This is a genomic window from Martinezella sp. CNPSo 3957, from assembly GCF_057784395.1.
Map to the genome: position 1 here is coordinate 562,220 of NZ_JBXSOU010000001.1, position 14,741 is coordinate 576,960.

General features: G+C 59.6%; 16 protein-coding genes and 1 pseudogene. 8 read left to right on the forward strand and 9 right to left on the reverse strand.

What is annotated here, in order from left to right:
• The 7 genes from nirB to AC13QE_RS02655 all read right to left on the reverse strand — a co-directional run bounded on the left by nirB (position 1) and on the right by AC13QE_RS02655 (position 8,006).
• Complete coding sequence (gene nirB, locus AC13QE_RS02625; protein ID WP_488482456.1) at positions 1-2,463, reverse strand: nitrite reductase large subunit NirB; 2,463 nt, start codon at positions 2,461-2,463, stop codon at positions 1-3.
• A gap of 6 nt (positions 2,464-2,469) precedes the next feature.
• Positions 2,470-3,267 (reverse strand): ABC transporter ATP-binding protein, encoded by a 798-nt coding sequence (locus tag AC13QE_RS02630; RefSeq protein ID WP_488482457.1) that lies wholly within the window; start codon positions 3,265-3,267, stop codon positions 2,470-2,472.
• A 10-nt stretch (positions 3,268-3,277) separates the two neighbouring features.
• On the reverse strand, positions 3,278-4,171 hold the full coding sequence (ntrB, locus tag AC13QE_RS02635; protein ID WP_488482458.1) for a nitrate ABC transporter permease: 894 nt from the start codon (positions 4,169-4,171) through the stop codon (positions 3,278-3,280).
• 67 nt (positions 4,172-4,238) lie between these two features.
• A complete protein-coding gene (locus AC13QE_RS02640; protein ID WP_132717838.1) occupies positions 4,239-5,537 on the reverse strand; it encodes a CmpA/NrtA family ABC transporter substrate-binding protein in 1,299 nt (432 codons plus the stop codon).
• 350 nt (positions 5,538-5,887) lie between these two features.
• Entirely contained in the window at positions 5,888-7,159 is a 1,272-nt protein-coding gene (locus AC13QE_RS02645; RefSeq protein WP_488482459.1) for a CmpA/NrtA family ABC transporter substrate-binding protein, read from the reverse strand.
• A gap of 32 nt (positions 7,160-7,191) precedes the next feature.
• Entirely contained in the window at positions 7,192-7,779 is a 588-nt protein-coding gene (locus AC13QE_RS02650) for an ANTAR domain-containing response regulator (protein ID WP_132717840.1), read from the reverse strand.
• An 8-nt stretch (positions 7,780-7,787) separates the two neighbouring features.
• Positions 7,788-8,006: a hypothetical protein gene (locus AC13QE_RS02655; RefSeq protein WP_165915233.1), complete on the reverse strand. Its 219-nt coding sequence runs from the start codon at positions 8,004-8,006 to the stop codon at positions 7,788-7,790.
• 391 nt (positions 8,007-8,397) lie between these two features.
• Between AC13QE_RS02655 and AC13QE_RS02660 the strand changes: the two genes are divergently transcribed.
• Complete coding sequence (locus AC13QE_RS02660) at positions 8,398-8,853, forward strand: hypothetical protein (RefSeq protein ID WP_488482460.1); 456 nt, start codon at positions 8,398-8,400, stop codon at positions 8,851-8,853.
• Here AC13QE_RS02660 and AC13QE_RS02665 read toward each other — a convergent pair.
• Positions 8,748-9,224 carry a hypothetical protein gene (locus tag AC13QE_RS02665; protein WP_488482461.1) on the reverse strand — a complete coding sequence of 159 codons (477 nt, stop codon included), beginning with the start codon at positions 9,222-9,224 and terminating at the stop codon, positions 8,748-8,750. The genes AC13QE_RS02660 and AC13QE_RS02665 overlap by 106 nt on opposite strands.
• A 217-nt stretch (positions 9,225-9,441) precedes the next feature.
• Here AC13QE_RS02665 and AC13QE_RS02670 point away from each other — a divergent pair, with 217 nt between their 5' ends.
• Positions 9,442-9,747 (forward strand): hypothetical protein, encoded by a 306-nt coding sequence (locus tag AC13QE_RS02670; RefSeq protein WP_132718595.1) that lies wholly within the window; start codon positions 9,442-9,444, stop codon positions 9,745-9,747.
• A gap of 71 nt (positions 9,748-9,818) precedes the next feature.
• On the opposite strand, the gene AC13QE_RS02675 is transcribed toward AC13QE_RS02670, so the two are convergent.
• Positions 9,819-9,980 (reverse strand): hypothetical protein, encoded by a 162-nt coding sequence (locus AC13QE_RS02675; protein ID WP_488482462.1) that lies wholly within the window; start codon positions 9,978-9,980, stop codon positions 9,819-9,821.
• Between the two features lie 193 nt (positions 9,981-10,173).
• Between AC13QE_RS02675 and AC13QE_RS02680 the strand changes: the two are divergent.
• From AC13QE_RS02680 to AC13QE_RS02705, 6 genes and pseudogenes are all read left to right on the forward strand, one after another.
• Positions 10,174-10,406: pseudogene (locus tag AC13QE_RS02680) on the forward strand (hypothetical protein).
• Between the two features lie 48 nt (positions 10,407-10,454).
• Positions 10,455-11,027, forward strand: a complete 573-nt coding sequence (locus AC13QE_RS02685; RefSeq protein ID WP_132717844.1) for a cysteine hydrolase family protein — start codon at positions 10,455-10,457, stop codon at positions 11,025-11,027.
• Positions 11,028-11,101: 74 nt separating this feature from the next.
• Positions 11,102-11,344: a hypothetical protein gene (locus AC13QE_RS02690; protein ID WP_488482463.1), complete on the forward strand. Its 243-nt coding sequence runs from the start codon at positions 11,102-11,104 to the stop codon at positions 11,342-11,344.
• A 315-nt stretch (positions 11,345-11,659) separates the two neighbouring features.
• Positions 11,660-12,637, forward strand: coding sequence for a tagatose kinase (locus AC13QE_RS02695; protein ID WP_488482464.1), 978 nt, complete (start codon positions 11,660-11,662; stop codon positions 12,635-12,637).
• Positions 12,637-13,914: a D-tagatose-bisphosphate aldolase, class II, non-catalytic subunit gene (locus AC13QE_RS02700; protein ID WP_488482465.1), complete on the forward strand. Its 1,278-nt coding sequence runs from the start codon at positions 12,637-12,639 to the stop codon at positions 13,912-13,914. Before AC13QE_RS02695 ends, AC13QE_RS02700 begins: the two co-directional genes overlap by 1 nt.
• 23 nt (positions 13,915-13,937) lie before the next feature.
• Positions 13,938-14,663 carry an SDR family oxidoreductase gene (locus AC13QE_RS02705; RefSeq protein WP_488482466.1) on the forward strand — a complete coding sequence of 242 codons (726 nt, stop codon included), beginning with the start codon at positions 13,938-13,940 and terminating at the stop codon, positions 14,661-14,663.
• Positions 14,664-14,741: the final 78 nt, after the last annotated feature.

The window sequence follows — 14,741 nt, forward strand, 5'->3', positions numbered from 1 at the left end:
TTACTCCGCGGCTTGCGGGAAGCCGATAGTCGCCATCGGCCGGAACTCGTGCTTGTCCTTGCCGGAAACGCGTTCCGACCAGGGGTCGACCTGTGCGAACTTCTGGCTGAAGACGAAGCGCTCGTAATAGGCCTTGCGCTTCTCGTGATCCTGCATGATCTGGCGGCGGATCTCGTCAAGGCCAATGCGCTTGGCCCATTTATAGATCCGTTCGAGATAGCGACCCTGCTCCCGGTACATCTGCGTCAGCGCCACGATATGTTCGAGCGCTTCATCCTCGCTTTTGACGAGGCCGAGAACCTCTGTGCCCTTGATGTCGAGACCGGCAGCACCGGCGAAATGGATTTCGAAGCCACTGTCGACGCAGATGACGCCGATATCCTTGCAGGTCGCCTCGGCGCAATTGCGTGGACAGCCCGAGACCGCCATCTTGAGCTTTGCCGGCGTCCAAGAGCCCCACATGAATTTCTCGATGCGGATGCCAAGGCCGGTGGAATCCTGCGTGCCGAAACGGCACCAATCGGAGCCGACGCAGGTCTTCACGGTGCGCAAACCCTTCGCATAGGCTTGGCCGGAAACGAAGCCCGCCTTGCCGAGATCGGCCCAGACACCCGGCAAGTCTTCCTTTTCGACGCCGAGAAGGTCGATGCGCTGCCCGCCGGTGACCTTCACCATCGGGATCGCAAACTTGTCGACGACGTCGGCAATGGCACGCAGCTCCTTGGAGCTGGTCACGCCACCCCACATGCGTGGAACGACCGAATAAGTCCCGTCCTTCTGGATATTGGCATGGACGCGCTCATTGATGAAACGCGACTGGTAGTCATCGGCATATTCGTCCGGCCAGTCGCAGACGAGATAGTAATTGAGCGCCGGGCGGCACTTTGCGCAGCCGCAGGAGGTCTTCCATTCGAGTTCCTGCATGACGGCCGGAATGGTCTTCAGACCCTTGGCCTTGATGAGTCGACGCACGTCGTCGTGGCCAAGCTCGGTGCATGAACACATCGGCTGGACGGCAGCGGGATTGTAGCTGTCGCCCAAGGTCAGCACCATCAGCTTCTCGACGAGGCCGGTACAGAAGCCGCAGGAGGCCGAAGCCTTGGTGTGGGCGCGCACGTCATCGAGAGAGGAAAGCCCCTTGGTTGTGATGGTCGAGGTAATCTTGCCCTTGCAGACGCCGTTGCAGCCGCAGATCTCCGCATCATCCGGCAAGGCTGCAACGGCCGCCATAGGGTCCAGCGGAGTTCCTCCCTGATAGGCCTGGCCGAAAATCAGGGTGTCACGCATCGGAGAAATATCGACGGCCCTCTTCTTCAGGTCGTTGAACCATGCCCCGTCGGCTGTTTCGCCGTAAAGAACCGTTCCGATGATGCGGTTGTCCTTCAGCACAAGACGCTTATAGACGCCGGCAGTCGCGTCGCGCAGCACGATCTCCTGCCGGTCATCGCCATCGGCGAAGTCGCCAAGCGAATAAAGGTCGATGCCGGTAACCTTGAGCTTGGTCGGCGTGTCGGAATGCACGAATTCCGGCTCGTTGTTGCCGGCCAGACGCGCGGCGGCAACGCGAGCCATCTCGTAAAGAGGCGCGACGAGGCCGTAGACCATGCCGCCGACCTCCGCGCATTCGCCGAGGGAAAGGATATTGCCATCGGAGGTCTGCATGCCGGCATCGACGACGATGCCGCGGTTGACCGCAAGGCCGGCTTCTTTTGCGAGGCTGACATTCGGCCGAATGCCGACTGCCATGACGACCAGGGTCGCGGGCACGATTGTGCTATTGTCGAGCTCGACACCTTCGACCCTCTCATTGCCGATGATGGCCTTCGTATTGGCCTTGCAGATGACCTTTATACCACGTTCCTCGACCGCCTTCTGAAGGAGGTAGCCGGCGGCGGGGTCGAGCTGACGCTCCATCAGCGTCGGCATGACATGCAGCACGGTGACGTCCATGCCGCGCTGGGCAAGGCCCGCAGCCGCCTCGAGGCCGAGCAGGCCGCCACCGATGACGACAGCCTTCTCGCGCGATTGGGCGGCAAGCAGCATAGCCTGCACGTCGTCCAGATCGCGATAGGTGATGACACCGGGAAGATCTTTGCCGGGAACGGGGATAATGAAGGGAACGGAGCCGGTGGCGATCACCAGCTTGTCGTAGCTCTCGGTGACGCCGTGATCGGAGGTGACGGTCTTTGCCGCCCGGTCGATGGCGACGATCTTGTGCCCTTTGTAGAGGGTGATGCCGTGCTTGATGTACCAGCCATCGCCGTGGATGATGATCTGCTCGTAATCCTTCTCCCCGGACAGGACCGGCGATAGCATGATGCGATCGTAATTGACGCGCGGTTCGGCATTGAAGATCGTAACGCTGTAGCGACCAGGTGCCTGTTCGAACAGATGCTCCAGCATGCGCCCTGGCGCCATGCCGTTGCCGATGATGACGAGTTTTTCAACGCGTGATTCTTGCATGGGTTCTTACTCCGCAGCTTCGACGAAGCGATGGCGCTCGTAGAGGAATTTCAGCACCGCCTCGCGGCACTTGAGGTAGGTCCGGTCCGAGGCGAGCGCGATGCGGTTGCGCGGGCGCTCGATCGTGACCTCGAGCACGTCACCGATGCGGGCGGCCGGACCGTTGGTCATCATCACGATACGGTCGGACAGGAGCACTGCCTCGTCCACGTCGTGAGTAATCATCACCATGGTATTGCCGAGCCTCGAATGGATCTCCATAACCGCATCCTGCAGATGAGCGCGGGTCAGCGCGTCGAGTGCGCCGAAGGGCTCGTCGAGCAACAGGATCTTCGGCTCCATCGCCAGCGCGCGGGCAATGCCGACGCGCTGCTTCATGCCGCCGGAAATTTCCGACGGGCGCCTGTCCTTGGCGTGCGCCATCTGGACGAGGTCGAGGTTGGCCATGACCCAATCGTGCTTTTCGGCTTTTGATTTTGCGGCCTTGAAGACTTTGGAGACGGCGAGGTTGACGTTTTCGTAAACCGTCAACCAGGGCAGCAGCGAATGGTTCTGGAATACGACGGCACGTTCGGGCCCCGGCGCGTTGACTTCGCGGTTTTCAAGGAGAACGGCACCCTTGGAGACTGGCGTCAGCCCGGCGATCAGATTGAGCAGGGTGGACTTGCCGCAGCCGGAATGGCCGATGATCGAAACGAATTCACCCTTTTCGATCGTCAGGTTGATGTCCATCAAAACTTCTGTCCGCACGCCGGCGCGGTCGAAATGCTTGTCGATATGATCGAGCTTGAGATACGCGTTCATCATATCCTCCTCAGTTTGCCGAAGCGCCGCGGGTGACGATCTTGCCGGCCGCCGCCACCAGCTTGTCGAGGGCAAAGCCGACAACGCCGATATAGGCGAGGGCAACGATGATGTCGGGAAGGCGCGACGAGTTCCACGCATCCCATATGAAGAAGCCGATCCCGACGCCGCCGGTCAGCATTTCGGCTGCGACGATGGCAAGCCAGGAAAGTCCGACGCCGATCCTCAGGCCCGTGAAGATGTAAGGTGCTGCCGAAGGCAACATGATCTCGAAGAAGAACTCGAGGGGGTTCAGTCGCAGCACCTTGGCGACGTTGCGGTAATCTTCGGGAATGTTGCGCACGCCGACGGCGGTGTTGATGATAACAGGCCAGATCGAGGTGATGAAAATCACGAAGATGGCCGAGGGATTGGCATTCTGAAAGGCGGCGAGCGACAAGGGCAGCCAGGCAAGCGGCGGCACGGTGCGCAGCACCTGAAAGATCGGATCAAGGCCGCGCATTGCCCAGACGGACTGGCCGATGATGGCGCCGATCATCACGCCGACCACGGCCGCCATCCCGAAGCCATAGGCAACGCGCTGCAGCGAAACCAGCACGCGCCAGCCAAGGCCGATATCCTGGGAACCGTTATTGAAGAAGGGAAAGACGATCAGATCGTAGGCTTCCGTCCACACGACATAGGGGGAGGGGAGCGAGGCGGTCGGCGACGAACAGAGAACCTGCCAGACAAGCAGCATCACTGCCAACACTATGGATGGCGGCAACACGCTGCGCGCCAGCATGGCGGCGATAGTCCTCACATCGAATCTTGCAACATGCCTGCGGGAGAACGGCACGACGTTCGGCTCGGGTTTTGCGGGTGCGACCGCGGTAAGCTTTTCTTGTTTTGCCAGGGCGGACATCAGCGCGCTCCTTTGAAAGTGTCGAGAAATGAGGCCGGCGCGCCGAGACGCACCGAAAGCGGACCTCTTACGAGGCGGCCTTGATCGCCAGGCTGTCGAGATAGGCCGACGGGTTCTCCGGATCGAAGACCTTGCCGTCGAAAAACACTTCCTTGCCGCGCGACGGCGAAGCGGGGATGTCGGCTGCAGCCACGCCGAGTTCCTTTGCGGCGTCGCGCCAGACATCTTCCCGGTTAACCTGATCGACCAGTGTCTTGATGTCGGTATTCGGCGCAAACGTGCCCCAGCGGACGTTTTCCGTAACGAACCAGGCGTCATGGCTCTTGAACGGATAGGACGCGTTGTCGCGCCAGAATTTCATGAAGAGATCGGTGGCCTTCACGTCGCGGCCGTTGCCGTAATTGATGTCGCCTTTCAGGCGGCCGGCAACATCCTTCGGCGGCACATTAAACCATTGGCGGCGTCCGAGGATTTCGGCCATTTCATCCTTGTTTTCCATCTTGTCGGCCCACTGCTGCGCTTCCATGATCGCCATCAGCAGAGCTTTTGCCGCATTCGGGTTCTTTTCCAGCCATTCGGCACGCAGGCCGAGCGCCTTTTCCGGGTGGTGTTTCCAGAGTTCGCCGGTGGTCGCCGCGGTAAAGCCGATGCCCTGGTTGACGAGTTGCTCGTTCCACGGTTCGCCAACGCAGAAGGCGTCCATATTGCCGACCTTCATGTTGGCGACCATCTGCGGCGGGGGAACGACGATGGTGGAGACGTCCTTGTTTGGGTCGATGCCGCCTGCTGCAAGCCAGTAGCGGATCCAGAGATCGTGGGTCCCGCCCGGAAAGGTCATGGCGACCTTGACTTCGTTGCCGGCGGCCTTCTTTTTCGCGAAAGCTTCCTTCAGCTTCGAAGCATCGAGCTGGACGCCCGTTGCGGCATAATCCTTGGCGACTGAAATGCCCTGGCTGTCGAGGTTGAGACGGGCAAGGATCGCCATCGGAACAGGTTTGCTGTTTTGGGTCACCTTACCCGTGTGCATGAGATAGGGGAGCGGCGAGAGAATATGCGCGCCGTCGATGCCGTTGGCGGCGCCCCCTAGGACCAGGTTGTCACGCGTGGCGCCCCAGGATGCCTGCTTGGCGACATCGACTTCAGGCAGCCCGTGTTTCTCGAAGAGGCCTTTCTCCTTGGCGACTATCAAGGGGGCGGCATCCGTCAACGCAATGTAGCCAAGCTTGATGCCCTTGACTTCCGGGCCAGCGGCCGCCGCAAAAGCACCCGAAGGAAATGCCGACCTGACGGCGCTGACGAGCGCGGCCGTTGCGGTGGTCTTGAGCATGCTGCGACGGCTGATGGCGGTCGTCAAAAACTTTGTCATTCGCAGGTTCCCTCTGCTGATCTCTCTTGATTTTGGACATAAAAAAACGCCGCTCGGTGATCGCGCCTGCAGGACGGAGGAAATGTCCCGGGCAGCAAAAACCTTGCGACGTCGATGTCTTTTGCGGGCGCCTATGGTGCACCCGGCTGCATCGGTCGCCGTTGACCGATGCAAAATTTATGAAGCAAACGGCATGCCAAGTCTGAAAAAGACAGATAAGTCGTTGAGATGACTTATGAATTTTCCTTGCGGTGTGCCATTGGCGGCTTGGCCATTACATCTCGCCTGCAACATTTTTGTGCGCCTGCGAAATTTTGGCGCGCAAACTCTATGCAGCGCGCACCCTTAGCTCAGATTTCCTCACTATCGGTATTTTGGCGAAGATCGCTGCGGACGGTGAAGTTGCGGATATAGGCCGAGATGTCCGCGGGATCGAAAATGTGATCGTCCATAAATCGATCCGTCTGACTGTCGCCCTCGATACCGATGTCCGGCTCCTCGGGGCCGATGCCGAGCGCTGCCCGATAGAGATCCGGCCGATAGGCGCTGGTCGCCAAACGCACGCCCTCCTCGCTGAGGGCCGTCTGCCCCCAGCGGATCATCTGGCTGTAGATCCATAAGGCATGGCCTGGCTTTGGGTAGTTTGCAAAGTCGTGATGAAAATTGAAATAGCCGGGGATGACGCGTCGATTGCCCCTGGCGTCCAGACTGAACTCTCCGGCCAGTACATGCCGGATGATATCGACCGGTGCAGCGATGAGGCGCGGGTCCGCGAGAGCTTCGGCCAGCGCATCATGATTGCCTGGATCGTCGCACCAGCGGGCGGCGGCGTCCAGCGCTACAATGAGGCGCGAGACGGTCTCGGGCTGGCTTTCGGCCCATTCCGGGCGCATGGCGACGACCTTTTCCGGAGCGGATGGCCAGATATCCTGCTTGGCGGCAACGATGCGGCCAACGCCGCGTTCGCAGGCGACCATGTTCCACGGAGCGCCGACGCAGAAGCCATCGATGGCACCGGCGGCCAGCGCATCCGACGTAAGGGGCGGGGGGACGACGACAAGTTTCACGTCGCGATCCGGGTCTATTCCACCCGCCGCCAGCCAGTAGCGGAATTCGTAATTATGTGACGAAAAGGGATAGGTAACGCCGAATACCGGCATGGCTTGCCCATGCGCCTTCATGACATCAAGCACTTTGCAGAGTGCCCTTGCGTTCTCCAGGGCACTGGCCTGTTCGGAAATGCCGGTGGTTTCACGCATGCGGTCGAAGAGCCGCGTCGAGAGTGTGATGGCGTTTCCGCCGCGTCCAAGCGAAAAGGGCGTTATGGTCGGGGACGGATTCGAGCCGAGCCCGAGCATGGATGCGACCGGCATCGGCGAAAGCATGTGGGCAATGTCGAACTGGCGAAAGGCCAGCCGGTCGCGGACGTTCGCCCAGGAGACATCCTTCACGAGATCAAGCGTCAAGCCTTCCTTCTTCGCGAATCCGAACTCGGCGGCGGCTATCAGTACCGAGGCATCGAGAAGTGGAATGAAACCGGCGCGCACAACCTTGGAACCTGCAGTGCCGATACCAGCCGGCGCGGCGAGCTTGCTCTGCGACTGCTTGATTTTACCGATCATGTTCACTCCGGCTTTCTCCCTGCCCTTGCCCGTCACATCAAGAGCCCGGCCGCGGTCACGACGCTCTGGGCAATTTCGGACATCTTCTTCTTTTCGTTCATGGCGGTCTGGCGCAGCAGCGTGAATGCCTGCTCCTCCGACAGGCCGCGCATTTTCATCAGGATTCCCTTGGCCCGCTCGATCACCTTGCGCTCCTCTAACGCCGATTTTGCCTCTGCGAGCTCTCGTTGCAGCCTGCTGAAAGCGTTGAAGCGGCTGACCGTCATATCGAGGATCGACTTGACGCGTTCCTTCTTCAAGCCGTCGACAACATAGGCCGATACGCCGGCCTCGATCGCCGCTTCGATCTGTGCGGTATCGGAACGGTCCACGAACATGGCGATCGGGCGGCTGACGCTGCGTGTCAGCTGGAACAGGTGTTCCATCATGTCGCGATTGGGGTTTTCGATATCGATGATGATCACGTCGGGCTTGAGCGTTTCGATGGTGCGCGCCACGCCCTGAACCTCATGAATGACCGTCACATTGGTATGACCGGCCTCGATCAGCCCCTCCTCTATGATGGAAGCCCGTATCGCATTTTCGTCGATAACCAGGATTGTCAGGTCTGAATAGTTCATCGTCACCTTCAGCCGAAGATACCGTGCATGTAAATCGCAAAGGCGATCGCCGAAATAAGCAACGACCACTGGCCGGAAAACCGTTTTCCCACGACCCATGCGAGAACGGCGCCGGCTCCAATGACCGCAAGGCCGACGAATAGCTGTCGGTCAAGAAAGGCCAGCCCGATTGCGGACACGCAAATACTGGTCGAAGCCGTCGCGAGCGCGATCTGCGTTCGCGACATCTGCGGCTCCAAGCTCAATGTAGACAAGCAGCCGTTCCAGCTGAACCCCATTGCGATGCAGAGGAGGACAAGAAGGAATGATATCATGATGCGGTGCCTCTCTTTGATGAAAGAGCCGAAGCAATCATCATGCCACTTCGCGAATTGCCGCAATTTCAGGCCTTCCGCCGAATACGAAGCTAAAGTTTGAGCACTCGCCCAATTCATTTGCGCTCCGGCAGCTATCTCCGGCGCACGGCGAGGTCTGCAAGCGTCGTGGCTTGGCGGACTTTTATTCCCTCATCGATCTCTCGCGGCCTCCTTCATCATGGCCATGAACCTGGAGATTCAGGAACCAATTCGATTGCGAGGCAGTTAGAAAACAGAAGCGGGAAAGAAAAAGGAGAGCACCATGTCGAATGTTTCGCGAACGGGAACTGACGATGTCAACAATGCAACCAGCCGAACCACCTTCGGGCGATCCGTCGAGAGCAAGGCTCAGTTGCGGGATGCGGCGGCGCTCTCCTCACCAGGCGACGGCACAGAGACACTGAATATCTATCGCTTGGAACCCATTGCGGCCCCGGACGATCCACGCTGGGACAATGCTCCCAATCAGGGCACGATCATCGTGGCGGCCAGAAGCTCGGGTGACGCGCGCATCGTGGCGACGGGCAGGGAGCTCGACTTTATGGAGGTCGATGCCGCGCCTGCCGAAGATGTGACCACCAGTAACGCGAGCGCGTTTCGCGATGACAAGCTTTACACCGTGATCGAGATTGCTCGCGGCCGAACCGATTTAAAACGGGGCGTGCTGGAGGGCGAGGTGTCCGTGGACACAATCCTTCCCACGCAAGTCGACCGCTGATTATCCGCGCTGAAGCCGGGAGGCGGAGAGTTGCGAAAAGGGCCGCGCGCTGAACCCGGCGTATCTTCCGTCAGCTTCGGGCCATCTTCCAATCGGCTTTCGCGGTATAGAAGATTAAGAGCCTGGCGTTCTTCCTCCGGCATGTCCCGGCTGAAGGAAGCAATGGCCGCTAAAGCGCCAAGCTGATGAAGATTGGTGAAATCGACCACGCCGCTGCGATAAAGCTTGATAAGCTCCAGGGCAAAGGCCTCGCGGTTGAAATCATTCAAATCGAACCATGGTTGAGCGATCAAAACGTCGAAAATCCGTTGCAGCCGATCGATCTCCTCCGGCTGGAGAATGCCTTCGATAAGATGATGGTAACGGCGCATGCCTTTACTCCCGCCATGAGGATCGGTGTGTTGTCGCACTACATCGGATCTCGGCAAACGGACTTGCCATTCGCCGTATATAAGGAGATCCCGTGGCGCGATCGAGCTGCTGGAACAAATCTTCCGAATCGCCGTTGCGTCAGGTGGGAGCCTTTTAACCGGCGGCCTGCATTTACTGAGCATATTCAGATTTGATCTGTTGTTAACGGAGCGAAAAATGCCCGAGCAAAATCAGTCACCAGCGGTTCAATCCTTGCGAAAGGAGCAGAAGCAGCAAAGAAGCAGGCCGGCAAACGAACTGGACAAAGCGCTTGAGGGCACGTTTCCAGCCTCGGATCCTGCTTCCCTGACGCATACCGCCGTCGCTGGCGGCGCCGGCCTTGAGGAGGAGCGGCCCGGCTCTCAAGAACAATCGAACAACAAACTTGCAGCCTTTGGAATCGAGCGGCGAATTCGCGAAAGGCCGATCGCTTCGCTCTTGGCGGCCGCGGCCATCGGATTTGTTTTTGGAGTCACGCGTTGACGACAAGCCAGCCGATCAATAGACGGCAGCGGGTTCCGGACGCGGAGTTGCCTTGAACGAAGTCTCGGCTTTCATTGAGTTTGATCGAGAGCATGGGGGGACGTCTGGCCTGGTCTTTGAGGTTCGCCGTCATAAAAGGCTATGCCGCCGATCACCAGCGCACACGCCACCACCGCGATCAGGATAATGTACACGGTCAATGCATTGTATTTGCCGTTGTCAGACGCTGGCATTGTCGTTCTTCCTTTGCGATCTACGTGTCCGCATCCCAACATCGGCGGCGCCCCAAGGTTCCCGCCTGCGTGAGCGGTCGCGCGATCCACACCACTTCCTGATGCGATCGACAAATTCCGGTGTTTTGGGAACATTGCCGCATGTCGGCTGTTCGGCGCAGGATCCGATATCGGAGAAAACGGGAGCAGCGCCATGCCTAAATCGAACAATCCCGGTGAAAGGAGCAGGGGCGATCCTGCTCAAGATGCAAAGGGCCAAACCCGGCGGCTGGTGAAAAGCAGCCGCAATAACGGTGTGGCAAGCGCCAAGCCGAAGGTCATCACGGGATCGGACGATGCAACCATAAACAAAAGCCGCCCGGAAAGACCGAGCCCGATAAGGATTGGGATCTCGATTATGATCCGCGAGACATGAACGAGGGCTAGTATCGCGGCTGAAGCGCGTTCGCCGCGGATCGATAAAACGGTATCCGGATGAGGACCTGGCTGCATCTTTGCATCGATATGCAACGCATGTTCTTCGAACAGACGCCATGGCATGTGCCTTGGATGGCGCGCACCCTGGATCAGGTGGTGGAGGTCGCCGGGCGATTTCCCGAACGTACGCTCTTTACCCGCTTCATTCCACCGGTCAGGGCGGACGCCATGCCGGGGAAATGGCAAGATTACTACGAGAAATGGGAGATGATGACCGCCAGTCGGCTTCCTCCCGAATTGATGCTGCTTATCGATCCGCTGCAGCGTTTCGTTCCGCCGGCCCGCATCTTCGACAAGCTCACTTATTCGCCCTGGACCGATGGCCGCCTTCACCGAAATCTGGCTCAGGAAGGCATCGATACCCTGGTGATCAGCGGCGGTGAGACGGATGTCTGCGTGTTGGCCGCAGCCCTGGGTGCAATCGAGCTTGGATATGGAATCATCGTTTTGAAGGACGCCGTCTGCAGCGGTGACGATGATGCCCACGAGGCGGCGCTCACGCTGCTGGAACGCCGCTTCTCCGTTCAATCCGAAACCATGACCGTCGAGGAATTTCTGTCCGCCAGATGACGGAAGCTGCCCGCTTCTTGATTTGCTGCGATGGTCCGCTACATCCGGCTGCATAAGATTAGGAGGAGATTGCCATGCCTCATCGCGCTCCCACAGGAAGCGAATACCGGATGCTCGCTGAAGCTGTATTGCAATGGTATAGCTTCTATGAGGTGCCGCCAGATGACAAGGCTTCGAGCACTCTCGTTTCAGCCGCTCTCGATTTCTTTCATGACGGCCATCACACGGCAGAGGACTTGGCCGTTATGTTGATCGGGACCTATGTCGGCATCTGGTCGACGAAAATCAACGCGCCCACTTCGGCTGCCATTCACTGATCGTTCTTCTCTCCGACCGTAAGCCAGCCGCCGAAGGCGGCTGATGCCGGTGTTTTGCCGTGACATGAGCCTGGCTATGGGCAACGAAGCGGGCTATTCCCGGCGCGCGCGAAAGTGCGGGGAATCGTGCTTGAATCATCGCAAATTCTAAAGCTGACTCTGGAGGAAGGAGGATCCTCGTCAGGCCGGAAAAGGCAACATATATGTTGCTTCAGCACTTCTTTTTCTGGAAAACGATGAGCCTTGCGGTGAGGATAGCGCCGGACGACTCGCTGCGGCGGTTTGAGAGCAACAGGTGGCGAAAGCAGGATTGCAATGAGTTCAGCACTGGCTCCCGATCAGCTTGGCCCGACGGTCTGCGTCGGCGAAATCCTCGTGGAAATCGTTGCCACGACGGTCGGTGACGGTTTCAGGGAGGCGCAGCCGCTCATCGGTCCTTTCGCCAGCGGCGCTCCCGCAATCTTCATTTCTCAATGCGGGCGGCTCGGGGGCCGCGCGGCGATGATCGGCGCCGTCGGTACGGACGATTTCGGCCGCGTGAATCTCGAAAGGCTCAAGGATGACGGTGTCGACATCTCGGCTATTTCGGTCGATCCCGATTATCCGACAGGCAGCGCCTTCGTCCGCTACCGCAAGGACGGGTCTCGCGACTTCGTCTACAATATCGCGACCTCGGCGGCTGCGCGTTTCGGCTGGAGCGATGATGTCAGCAATCTCATCGGTCGCGCCGGGCATCTGCACGTCATGGGCTCGGCATTGTCGGTTCCGAGTGCGCGCGAGGTAATCGACAAGGCCGTCGACATCGTCAAGGCTCGCGGCGGCACGCTGTCCGTCGATCCCAACATCCGCAAGGAATTGAAACTCGACGACGACACCGAACGCCGGTTTTCCAGGCTTGTTGCCGCGGCCGATCTATTGTTGCCCTCCGGAGAGGAACTGGAGCGTGCGGCCGGCGTCGAGGGCGAAGCCAATGCGGTCCGCCGTCTGTTCGAGATCGGCGTCAAGGAGATCGTGCTGAAGCGGGGAGCGAATGGCGCGACCTATTATGGCCGTAACGGCGAGCGCATCGATGCACCGGCCTTTGTCGTCACGGAGGTCGATCCGACCGGCGCTGGCGATTGCTTCGGTGGTGCCTATCTTACCTGCCGCCGTATCGGCATGTCCGTGAAAGACGCCTTGACCTATGCCGCCGCTGCCGGCGCGCGCAATGTCACCGTCGTCGGCCCGATGGAGGGAGCCGGCACCAAAGAGCAACTCGATGCATTCATCGCAGCCACTGAAAGGCGTTCCTGATGCAGATCCATCTCGGCGAACTGGCGAGGCTGAGGGCCGAAGGCCGCCCGACGGGAATCACCTCCGTGTGCTCGGCCCATCCGCTCGTACTCAGGGCTGCGCTCCGGCATGGCCGGCTGCATTCAAGTACGGTGCTGATCGAAGCAACCTGCAATCAGGTCAATCATCTAGGCGGTTATACCGGCATGACACCGGCCGATTTTGCTGCGCTGGTGCAACATATCGCCGAGGAAGAGGATTGTCCGTCGGAGCTGGTTGTGCTGGGGGGCGACCATCTGGGACCAAATCCCTGGCGGGATCGCCCCGCCGAAGAAGCGATGGCCGAGGCGGAAAAAATGGTAGCCGCCTATGTCGAGGCCGGCTTCCGAAAGATACATCTGGATGCCTCGATGGGCTGCAAGGACGAACCGATCGCGCTCGACGACGAGACGACAGCCCGTCGCGCCGCACGCCTTGCCGCTGTGGCGGAGGCTTCGGCTAGGAGAAGCGGCGGGGCTATGCCGGTCTATGTGATCGGCACCGAGGTTCCGCCACCGGGCGGCGCAGATCACGCCTTGACTACAATTGAACCGACTGCGGCTGCCGCCGCCCGCAAGACGATAGGCATTCATCGCCGCGTGTTCGAGCAGGCGGGATTGAGGGAGGCGTTTATGCGCGCCATCGGATTGGTCGTCCAGCCCGGTGTCGAGTTCGGCAACCACAATGTCATCTTTTACGATCGCAGTAAGATCGCCGAACTGAAGTCGGTCCTGGTCGACGAGCCTCAGTTCGTCTTCGAGGCCCATTCGACCGACTATCAAGGTACGACACCCTTGACCGCTCTCGTCGAGGACGGCTTCCCCATTCTGAAGGTCGGTCCCGAACTGACATTCGTACTGCGCGAAGCCCTTTACGGCCTGGATCTCATTGCTTCCGATCTCGTGCCCGATTATGGCGAACGGCCGCTCTACGCGGCCATGGAAGAGCTGATGCTCGCGCAGCCGAAAAACTGGAGCCAGCATTATCACGGAACGGAGGCGGAGAAGCGCTGGCTGCGACATTATTCGCTGTCCGATCGCATTCGCTATTACTGGGCGTCATCCGACGCGCAAGCTGCTGTCGAGAGATTATACGACGCGTTGCGTGGTAAGACCGTGCCGCTTCCGTTGTTCTGGCAGCACATGCCGGCTGCACGGCACTTCGCGGATGCGCCATTGGAGCCGGAGCAGGTCTTGATATGGCGTGTCACCCGCAGCCTTGCTGATTATCACGCAGCCTGCGGAGCCATCAAACGATAGCTAGCTGATCGAAGGAGGAGATCATGGAGGAACTGAAAGGGAAGATCGCCGCGGTAACCGGCGCGGCATCGGGGATCGGGCTCGCCTCGACTGAGGCCATGATTGCGGCGGGAGCGAAGGTTGTTCTTGTCGATCGGGATGAGAGAGCCTTGGCATCGGTGTGCGAGCGCCTCGGCGACCTTGCCATTCCGCTTGTCGTCGATCTGCTCGATCCGGAGCAGTGCGCCGCGCTGCTGGAGGGCATTCTTGCCAAGGTCGAGCATCTGGACATTTTTCATGCGAATGCCGGCACCTATATTGGCGGCGACCTGGTGGACGCCAATCTCGACGCCATAGACCGGATGCTCAACCTGAACGTCAATGTCGTCATCAAGAATGTCCGCACCGTCGCGCCGCATATGATCGGGCGCGGGACGGGCGATATCATCGTCACGAGCTCGGTCGCAGGGCATTCGGCGATCCCTTGGGAGCCCGTCTATTCGCCCTCGAAATGGGCTATGACCAGTTTCGTTCAGGCTATGCGGCGCCAGCTTCTGAAGAGCGGTGTTCGAGTCGGCTCCGTTTCTCCAGGTCCGGTCATCAGCGCCCTGCTTGCCGACTGGCCGGAGGAAAACCTCCGCAAGGCCAAGGAAGCCGGCGCCCTGATCGAGCCCAAGGAGGTTGCCGACGCCATCATCTTCATGCTGACGCGCCCGCGCAACGTGACGATTCGCGATGTTGTGGTTCTGCCGAGTGCCTTCGACATCTGAGGAGCGAAGCATACGGTATCAGGAAAATTCCGGCGATAGCGAGCGCGCTGGGCGCTGTGGATGCCCGGGAGGAGGCTC

Excerpts from the sequence above, each read along its gene's own strand:
- AC13QE_RS02650 (WP_132717840.1), bottom strand. The coding sequence starts at position 7,779 with ATGAACTATTCAGACCTGACAATCCTGGTTATCGACGAAAATGCGATA.
- AC13QE_RS02645 (WP_488482459.1), bottom strand. The coding sequence starts at position 7,159 with ATGATCGGTAAAATCAAGCAGTCGCAGAGCAAGCTCGCCGCGCCGGCT.
- nirB (WP_488482456.1), bottom strand. The coding sequence starts at position 2,463 with ATGCAAGAATCACGCGTTGAAAAACTCGTCATCATCGGCAACGGCATG.
- AC13QE_RS02665 (WP_488482461.1), bottom strand. The coding sequence starts at position 9,224 with ATGCGCCGTTACCATCATCTTATCGAAGGCATTCTCCAGCCGGAGGAG.
- AC13QE_RS02700 (WP_488482465.1), top strand. The coding sequence starts at position 12,637 with ATGCAGATCCATCTCGGCGAACTGGCGAGGCTGAGGGCCGAAGGCCGC.
- ntrB (WP_488482458.1), bottom strand. The coding sequence starts at position 4,171 with ATGTCCGCCCTGGCAAAACAAGAAAAGCTTACCGCGGTCGCACCCGCA.
- AC13QE_RS02640 (WP_132717838.1), bottom strand. The coding sequence starts at position 5,537 with ATGACAAAGTTTTTGACGACCGCCATCAGCCGTCGCAGCATGCTCAAG.
- AC13QE_RS02660 (WP_488482460.1), top strand. The coding sequence starts at position 8,398 with ATGTCGAATGTTTCGCGAACGGGAACTGACGATGTCAACAATGCAACC.
- AC13QE_RS02690 (WP_488482463.1), top strand. The coding sequence starts at position 11,102 with ATGCCTCATCGCGCTCCCACAGGAAGCGAATACCGGATGCTCGCTGAA.
- AC13QE_RS02675 (WP_488482462.1), bottom strand. The coding sequence starts at position 9,980 with ATGCCAGCGTCTGACAACGGCAAATACAATGCATTGACCGTGTACATT.
- AC13QE_RS02655 (WP_165915233.1), bottom strand. The coding sequence starts at position 8,006 with ATGTCGCGAACGCAGATCGCGCTCGCGACGGCTTCGACCAGTATTTGC.
- AC13QE_RS02685 (WP_132717844.1), top strand. The coding sequence starts at position 10,455 with ATGAGGACCTGGCTGCATCTTTGCATCGATATGCAACGCATGTTCTTC.
- AC13QE_RS02705 (WP_488482466.1), top strand. The coding sequence starts at position 13,938 with ATGGAGGAACTGAAAGGGAAGATCGCCGCGGTAACCGGCGCGGCATCG.
- AC13QE_RS02630 (WP_488482457.1), bottom strand. The coding sequence starts at position 3,267 with ATGAACGCGTATCTCAAGCTCGATCATATCGACAAGCATTTCGACCGC.
- AC13QE_RS02695 (WP_488482464.1), top strand. The coding sequence starts at position 11,660 with ATGAGTTCAGCACTGGCTCCCGATCAGCTTGGCCCGACGGTCTGCGTC.
- AC13QE_RS02670 (WP_132718595.1), top strand. The coding sequence starts at position 9,442 with ATGCCCGAGCAAAATCAGTCACCAGCGGTTCAATCCTTGCGAAAGGAG.